Consider the following 8,642-nt stretch of genomic DNA (forward strand, 5'->3'; position numbering starts at 1 on the left):
GATAGTTCGGGCATACACATCACATTTACAGGGAATTAAATGGGTACAGGTGTCAAGAATGTCGCTGTTATCTGTAACACAAGGGACAAATAGTCCATTGTCACCTGCTGCACGATAAAGTTTTTGGTGTTGATGTGCTAGCCGAAAGATTGCCCATCCTTCGGTAAAGGCATGGTCTTCATATATGTGCGAAAGACTTTAGTGAAGCTCACAATATTAATATTGACACAGTGTCAAAAATTTCGAATGTTGGGGAATGCCGGTCCATACGATTAGCAAAGTTGGGCTCACTTTCATAATATTTTAAACCTCAAAGAACAAGTAAATGGACAACAGTAAACTCAACAGATATGGCTATAAATGTACTACTAAACGGGCATGGAGTTGCACTTATCGTTGACTATTTGGGTGACGGAGCTATCAACAAGTCAGGGCAGCTAACTATTCCATCCACTTAATTTCCCTCACTCAAACGCCGTTGAGCGCTATTTTTTGAATTAAATTCGCCTCGGCGTGCCCGAATAGATGTATTTATGTCTTGGGTCACAACACAAATATTAAGTGACAACACAAATATTAAGTGACAACACAAATATTAAGTGACAACACAAATATTAAGTGACAACACCCTGTAGTGAAAGCCCTTGAAACAACCATGAATAACATGTTGTAGCAGAGCCTTCTATAGATACTCAATCCTTATGAAATAAATCTCGCGTATATAATTTATCGGTGACATCATCTAATTCATCGACCACTCTATTAGTAATGATTAAGTCACATTCTGCTTTAAATGAAGACAACGAATTATTCAGTGAAAAATTGTCTGATAAAGGTGCATGTAAATTGGGTTCATATACAACAATTTCTGCGCCAGCATGGTGTAAATGGGAAATTACATCTAATATTGCAGACTCTCTAAAGTTGTCAGAGCCTGTCTTCATAATTAAACGGTAAACACCTACTTTTCTAGGGGTTTTCGCCATGATAGTGTTAACGATGTGCTGTTTTCGTGTCTCATTTGCTGATACGATAGCCGATATCATATCGTTAGGGACACCTTCAAAGTTTGCGAGTAATTGCTTTGTATCTTTTGGTAAGCAATATCCCCCATAACCAAACGAAGGGTTATTATAATGGTCACCAATTCGAACGTCTAAACTTACTCCGTCAATAATTTCTTTCGTATTAAGGTCTTTTGCTTCGCAATATGTATCTAACTCATTAAAAAATGCCACCCGCATAGCGAGGTAAGTATTAGAAAATAACTTAATGGCTTCTGCTTCTGTTGAATGTGTGAGAAGTACCTTAACGTCTTGTTTATGCGCACCTTGCTTCAGTAATCTGGCAAACGTATTGGCTTGTTCTGACAATGCACCAAGTATGATTCTTGAGGGGTATAAATTATCGTATAAGGCTTTTCCCTCTCTAAGAAATTCAGGAGAGAAGATGATGTTATCGGTACGATGTTTTGATTTCATTTTTTCAGTAAAACCAACAGGCACCGTTGACTTTATAATGATGGTGGCTAGAGGGTTAATTTCCAATGCCTGTGCGATGACATTTTCTACACTTGTAGTATTAAAGTATTGAGTATCAGGATCATAATCGGTTGGAGTTGCAACGACAATAAAATCAGCATGTTCTAATGCTAGAAATGGATCCGTTGTCGCAAAAATGCAATGTTCGCGTTGTGCTAGAAATTGTTCAATTTCATGATCTTGAATTGGAGACATGCTTTTATTTATTAAGTTAACACGATCGGGGTTAGTTTCTAGTGCTGAAACGGTATTGTGTTGAGACAGCAGCAATGCGTTTGCCAACCCTACATAACCTAATCCTACAACGGTAATATGAAAACCCATAATATAACCTTACTATTGATATTTTTTGTCTATTCCCAATACAGCAATATTTGGGCTATTTTTTCAGATTGTGTTAAATAAATTAATTTCCTTACAAATCAACAAGATAAATTTATAGTAAGGGACTTCCGTCACCAGTCCCCTTTTTCATTTGCATAATGAAACGCAAATAGCAGCGTGAACTATAAAACCATCGCAGCAATCCAACCAAAAATAAGCAGTGGAATATTAAAGTGAATAAACGTTGGTACAACTGAATCCCAGATATGATCATGCTGACCGTCTGCGTTTAACCCTGAAGTTGGACCCAATGTTGAATCTGATGCAGGAGAGCCTGCATCACCCAAAGCACCAGCCGTTCCGACAAGCGCAGCGGTTGCCATAGCTGAAAAACCCACTTCTAAGCACAGAGGCACAAAAAGAGTGGCAATAATAGGCACTGTAGAAAATGAACTACCAATCCCCATTGTTATTAATAATCCAACAATGAGTATCATCGCTGCTGCGAGTGGCTTATTGTCACCTATAAAGCCAGCACTAGTAGCAACTAAACTAGCCACATCTCCCGTTGCTTTCATTACCGATGCAAACCCTTGAGCAGAAATCATAATAAACCCAATCATTGCCATCATAGCGACACCTTTGCTAAAAACGTCTGAGCTTTGCTCCCACTTTACAATGCCAAATACGCTAAACATCATGACGCCAACAAGGCCCCCGAGTATCATTGAACCACTAATGCTTTGCGCAATTAGTGAGCAAATTACCGCGATACTACCAATGATCATCACCTTCTTTGGGTTCTCTATTGCCGCTAGTACAGGAGTAGAAGGCATACTTTCATTTTTATATATTCGTTTTGCTCTATAGCTGAATAATAATGCAACACATAATCCAACAAGCATACCGACTGCTGGTATCACCATTGCGAAGGGGACTTGTGTGCTAACGATCTCTAAGCCATTATCGGCGAGGTTTTTATGTAAAATTGAGTAGAGATATATACCGCCAAATCCGTAGGGCAATACCATGTAGGAGGTGGCAAGTCCAAATGTTAAAATACACGCGATAGCTCTTCTATCTAACGTTAGTTTATTCAAAATAACGAGTAGGGGGGGGATAAGAATTGGAATAAAAGCAATGTGAACTGGAATCAGGTTTTGTGACGCAATAGCACAACCAAGTATTATGGTCATAATCATAAAACTTAAGGCCCTTGTATGGTTATCTTTTGCACCTTCAACCTTTATTAATAATTTTTGGGCGAGAATTTGTGTTAACCCTGATTTCGAGATAGCAACCGCAAAACCACCGAGCATAGCATAACTCAAAGCAATTTCAGCACCGCCAGATAAGCCGTCGTTAAAGGCATTGAGTGTGGTAGATAAGTCTAATCCTGCCGATAACCCAGCAACCATCGCGCTAACGGTCATTGCAACAATTACATTAACTCTAACTAAAGACAGTGTAAGCATAAGCAATACACCTATTATTACTGCATTCATAAATCTCTCTTTGTTTTTCTTTTTATTGATTTTATCAGCTTAAGTGCTGATACTCGCTGTGTGTTACTGAATGATTTTCCCTGATAGCGAAAAGAAGAAAAGTCTTGATAAAACTGCTCTAATTCAACTTCCTGTTCAGGGTAACTGTGCTTTAGCGCTTCAATCAGTTGATAGGGGCTCATATTTAGATTTGAATATTTGCTTATTTGACTTAGTCTTTCAAACAATACCACAGCGGTAGGCTTATTTACTTTACTCGGGCGCTGCATATACCAATATCCGGCTATAAGAATGAACGTTACGAAAATGATAGCCACCACACCAGATAACGATCTACCGCTTTTCCCAAACACCTTTTCTAAGAATGAACGCTGTTTACTTTCATCAAAGTTCAATACCCATCTTGTCCATTGATAGTCGTATTCTTCTAATTTAAGCCTTAACCATTGCACACCAGGAATACCTGTAAATGCGACCAAACTGATCCCTAAATTTGCTTGAAACTCCGCTGACAATGATGAGTGCTGAGATAAAGATCCTAGTAGTCGTTCAGGCGAAACCCAGGCGGTTGGGTCTACTGCTTGCCAGCCTTGTCTTGGTGTGTAATATTCTACCCATGCGTGCGCGTCATATTGGTAAACGCTATAGTAATTATTTTTTACACTATATTCTCCCCCTAAGTAGCCAGAAACAAGACGAGTAGGGATGCCAACACTGCGCATCATCATCGCAACAGAAGACGCATAATGCCCACAAAACCCCGCTTTTTGTTCAAACAAAAACTCATCTATGGTACTTTCATTCGTCATTGCTGCAGGCGTTAGCGTATAACGATAGTTATTACTTATGAAATATTGTTTCATAAGCTTAATAAACTCAGCGGTTGTGCTTGATTGCGTATCCCACTGTTGAGCCAGCGTTTGTGCACGTTTATTCAGCTGATTGGGAAATTGAGTATATTTTCTATACTCCCAGCGAGTAAGTTCAATTAAATTTTGTTGGTATGAAAACGCTTGATACTCAAAATTGTTTGACATCGAGTTTGAGCGAAAAAGCGTACCAAACTGGTTATGCGATACGCCACCCGTGTAACTAACGCTCGTGCCAAGCGAAAACAGCCATGGCAGGTTGCTTGATTCTGCAATCACCCGATATCCAGCACCCGACACATTTACATTGGTTCGTAGTGGAATATTTTGTTGGTTAGATTTCAACCAAGATGCGCCATTATATCTGTCGTGGATAATTGCGCGCCAATAAAAAGGCGAATTGAAACGTTGTTTATCATCAATAATTGCCCTAAAGGCAAGTTCATCCGATTGAGACAACTGTGCGATGTTAAAAGGATTGACGTCTTCAGATAGCCCTGTTTTAGCTAAACTAGGCCCAGGTAATTGCCAAAATGCTGGTAACTTAGGTAAGAAGATAACCAATAGTGCACTGATTGGTAAAATCAGGATAAGTTTCTTAAAGGCATCTTTGCTTGCGTATAAAAGTGGCTGTCTATGTGAAAGGGCTATCATTAACCCCAAGTTTATTCCCAGTGAGCATAGCACTATCAAGGTCATGTATAAGCTTTGTGAGAAAAGAAATAAACAAGGGATTGTAAAAAAATTTAGCGTTGTGATCTGCTGAAATTGCCGTTGACTCTGTGCCTGTATCACTTTCAGTTGGCAAGCTAACACCATTAAAGAGACAAACAGCGATACGGAATTATCTACCCCAATCGAAAGCAATAATATAACCATTCCAATAACGGCCAGCACGTTAAGCGCAGTATTTGATGGAGAGGTCGTTTTGTATTTCCATAGAAAAAGGTGCCAAATGGCTAATGACCCAATGAGTGCAGTAAACGGGATCCCTAATTCAGATATTAATAGCAAACTCATAAAGACGTAGATTACTGTTACGATCATTAGTTTAGTGTTCACTTAAGATCTCCAAGCTAACTTGGCAATGTTGGCGCCCAGAGCCACTATCAAGAACCCTATTAGGCAACTTCATTGCGAACGGTTGCTGATTTTCAGTTGCCTGTAACACTAAAAAACACAATTTACTCAACCTTTCTTCGACGGTACCGGTTAACAAATTAAAATCAAACCCAACACTGGCCCTTTGTTCCCCGACATAGCTCTTCACCAGCATTTCTTGATTCTTTGCATAATGACGCCAAGATACTTGATGTAAACTCATTCCCTTTTGATAATTAATAAGCTCTTTAAATTCATCGTTGCTATCTGCAACGAGAAGCTTTTGCTCTGTTCCATTATTTGTATCGATCGAAGACATATCGGTATTGGCATTTAAAGGCGCAGGGTAGACATAGATCTTTTGCTGAGAAATTAGATAACTCCATACTCGAACAAGACCAAACGGGTAGTGGCTAAAAACTTTAAATTTCCCAATAAGATGTACGCCACGGGGGAGTTTTAAATTGTTCTTGGTTATGCTCGTTTGCGATAAAAAATCACATATAGTAATTGCACCTGTCTTGATATGATGAATTGAGATATCAAATCGGTTTTTATCCGTTATTAATTCAAACACCGCATCCGTTTTGCCTCCAGCATGATCAGCTTGTGCGTGAATAAGCCTTAAACCAAGACCTTTGAAGTTTAAATAGCCATATATTAAGGAAACAACGAGTAATATAACCATGATGTAAGACACTGCCAATATCAGGTTATTCTGGTAATTAATGCCAAGTATAAAATTTAATAGCGCAATACTTAAAAAGCCAAAGCCCCCTTTAGAAGGTACAACGTAGATAGAGTCATGCTTAAAAACGATACTTTCGCACTGGTGTTTTTTGCTTAAAATCTTATCGAGTAAATTTTGAAATAAGGGCGGCATTAAACATGAACCAATACTTGCTCTATAATACTTGATATGACCTTTTCTTGTTCAGTACATGAAAGGTTCAATCTGTGTGCTGCAACCGGCCCAAATACAGCTTGCACATCATCAGGGGTTGCATATTCTCGTCCTTGCATTAACGCCCAAGCTTTAGTCGCAGCACCTAAAGCGATACTCGCACGGGGTGAAAGCGGATCTGCAAACAAACCACTCTCTCGCGTAAAGCGCACGAGAGCCAGAATATACTCAACAACAGGCTCCGCCAATTTAACACAAGTAACCTGCAACTGAAGTTGAGTAAGCTGTTCTTCACTGATCACTTGGTGCAATTGTGTATCAATACTGTCTTTAATGCCTAAAATAAGTTTTTTCTCGGCGTCTTCATTTGGGTACCCGAGACTGATCCGCATGAAAAATCGATCTAACTGGGACTCAGGTAGGGGGTGCGTACCCGACTGGTGCAATGGGTTTTGCGTAGCAATCACAAAGAAAGGGCTAGGTAATGCATGGCTTTCACCATCAACCGTTACTTGTCGCTCTTCCATTGCTTCTAATAATGCACTTTGAGTTTTTGGGCTTGCTCGGTTAATCTCGTCAGCGAGCATCACTTGGCTAAATATCGGTCCAGGATGAAACGTAAATGAATGCTCGGAAGTATTAAAAATAGCAGAACCTGTAATATCTGCAGGCAATAAATCACTGGTGAATTGAACCCGTTGATAGCTAAGCCCTAATACATTAGCTAATCCGTGAGATAATGTGGTCTTACCCATTCCAGGTAAATCTTCAATTAATAAATGGCCTTTACAAAGTAAGCTACACACAGCATGCTTTATTTGTTCGTCTTTACCATAAATTATGTGAGATAACGCACCCAATATTGGGGTGACAAATTGATTCATGTAATTAATTCTAATCGTTTTAAAACAGTGTCTACTTTTTTAGCATTAAACGGCTTAGCAATAAATCCTTTCGCGCCCAGTTCCCAAGTATTTTGAACATTTTCAAGGCTATTGTGACCAGAGCACATAATTACATGCGTGTTAGGGTAGTTATCGTTCACAAATTCTAAAATTCGAGTACCGTCTGTATCCGGTAGTTCGATGTCTAAAAAGACAACGCCGGGCTCTTTACTTGCTAACAGCGGTTTTGCAGAATCAAAATCTTTTGATTCTAAAATTTCTTCGAACCCAAGGTTAGATAAAATCTCACATAGGTACTCTCTAATTTCTTTTACATCATCAACAATTAAAATTGGTTCAAGTGGTTTTACAAATTCCATATAAAGAGACTTCTTTTTTACATCTGCGTTCATACTAATCCATGGATTTATCAAGCTCAATAACTTTTACTATGATTACACTAAATTACATAGTAATGTAGTAACCAATTTAATGTCCGATATTATATTTCTCGATTGAAACCGTAGAATGTTCCCCAAAGTTGAATGTATCGTAATAACTAAGGTGCATTATTAATTAGGTACCGTACCAATTCACTTAATGCAGGATTTTTAATCCGATTAGCTGGATAGACGAGTGAAACTGGTGCTGAAGGTATTTGAAATGACTCTAATATTGGTACTAACTTACCAGTATTTAAGTAACGTCGCACCAAGAAATCAGGCAAAAATGCAATGCCGAGACCATCGGCTGAATAATCTGCTGCGATATTACCGTAGTTAACTTCAATTTGACCCATAACATTAACGTGTTTTTTTAATTCACCTTCATAGTACCGCCATCTTCCGGGTTTACGAATTGAGCTATCAATAACGCAATTATGTTCACTTAATTCCCTTGGGTGTTTTGGCGTACCGTGTTTTGCTAAATAGGCTGGACTTGCGACATATAACACATTTAACTGACTGAATTGGCGTGCCACTAAACGAGAATCAGATAATTCATGAACTCTAACAGCAAGGTCTATACCTTCCTCAACTAAATTCACATAGCGGTTGAGTAGCATAATTGTGACTTTTACCCCTGGGTTTTTTATCATAAACTCACTGACTAAGCGCGTGATCCCCAGCTCTTCGGCATCAGGGGGAGCCGTCATCCGAATATGCCCTGTAATCGCTTTTTGATTAATTTCAGCCCGGTGTTCAAGCATATCCAAACGATTAACTAATTCAGTAAATTCCTCCAGATAATACTCCCCCTCCGCTGTTAGACTCATAGCTCTAGTGGTGCGATATAATAGTTGGCAACCGAAATGTTGTTCTAAGTCAGAAACTTGTCTGCTCACAGCAGAAACAACCACACTTAAATGATCGGCTGCTTTGCTAAAGCTTCCATATTCCACAACTAGTCTAAATGTATTAATGGCGCGAACAATGTCTATTTTTCTTTTCACGTGAACAATGATTTCATTTATAGATTATTTATCCATTCTAAATTAATAGTTAACCTGATTT

Annotated in this window: 7 protein-coding genes; all 7 read right to left on the reverse strand. The window is 38.9% G+C overall.

The window, feature by feature from the left end:
• Positions 1 to 692: 692 nt before the first annotated feature.
• Positions 693 to 1,865 carry a nucleotide sugar dehydrogenase gene (locus tag J8L97_RS21740; RefSeq protein WP_211052743.1) on the reverse strand — a complete coding sequence of 391 codons (1,173 nt, stop codon included), beginning with the start codon at positions 1,863 to 1,865 and terminating at the stop codon, positions 693 to 695.
• A 182-nt stretch (positions 1,866 to 2,047) separates the two neighbouring features.
• Positions 2,048 to 3,370 (reverse strand): Na+/H+ antiporter family protein, encoded by a 1,323-nt coding sequence (locus J8L97_RS21745; protein ID WP_211052744.1) that lies wholly within the window; start codon positions 3,368 to 3,370, stop codon positions 2,048 to 2,050.
• The gene (locus J8L97_RS21750) at positions 3,367 to 5,301 is read right to left on the reverse strand and encodes a DUF3488 and transglutaminase-like domain-containing protein (protein WP_211052746.1); all 1,935 of its coding nucleotides are present in this window, start codon (positions 5,299 to 5,301) and stop codon (positions 3,367 to 3,369) included. The genes J8L97_RS21745 and J8L97_RS21750 overlap by 4 nt, the downstream gene beginning before the upstream one ends.
• Positions 5,291 to 6,223, reverse strand: coding sequence for a DUF58 domain-containing protein (locus J8L97_RS21755; protein WP_211052748.1), 933 nt, complete (start codon positions 6,221 to 6,223; stop codon positions 5,291 to 5,293). Before J8L97_RS21755 ends, J8L97_RS21750 begins: the two co-directional genes overlap by 11 nt.
• Positions 6,223 to 7,128, reverse strand: a complete 906-nt coding sequence (locus tag J8L97_RS21760) for a MoxR family ATPase (RefSeq protein ID WP_211052750.1) — start codon at positions 7,126 to 7,128, stop codon at positions 6,223 to 6,225. Before J8L97_RS21760 ends, J8L97_RS21755 begins: the two co-directional genes overlap by 1 nt.
• The gene (locus J8L97_RS21765; RefSeq protein WP_192508548.1) at positions 7,125 to 7,508 is read right to left on the reverse strand and encodes a response regulator; all 384 of its coding nucleotides are present in this window, start codon (positions 7,506 to 7,508) and stop codon (positions 7,125 to 7,127) included. The genes J8L97_RS21760 and J8L97_RS21765 overlap by 4 nt, the downstream gene beginning before the upstream one ends.
• 179 nt (positions 7,509 to 7,687) lie before the next feature.
• Entirely contained in the window at positions 7,688 to 8,581 is an 894-nt protein-coding gene (locus J8L97_RS21770; protein WP_211052751.1) for a LysR family transcriptional regulator, read from the reverse strand.
• Positions 8,582 to 8,642: the final 61 nt, after the last annotated feature.

The sequence above is a fragment of the Pseudoalteromonas sp. MMG012 genome, from assembly GCF_018100875.1.
GTDB classification, from domain to species: domain Bacteria; phylum Pseudomonadota; class Gammaproteobacteria; order Enterobacterales; family Alteromonadaceae; genus Pseudoalteromonas; species Pseudoalteromonas aurantia.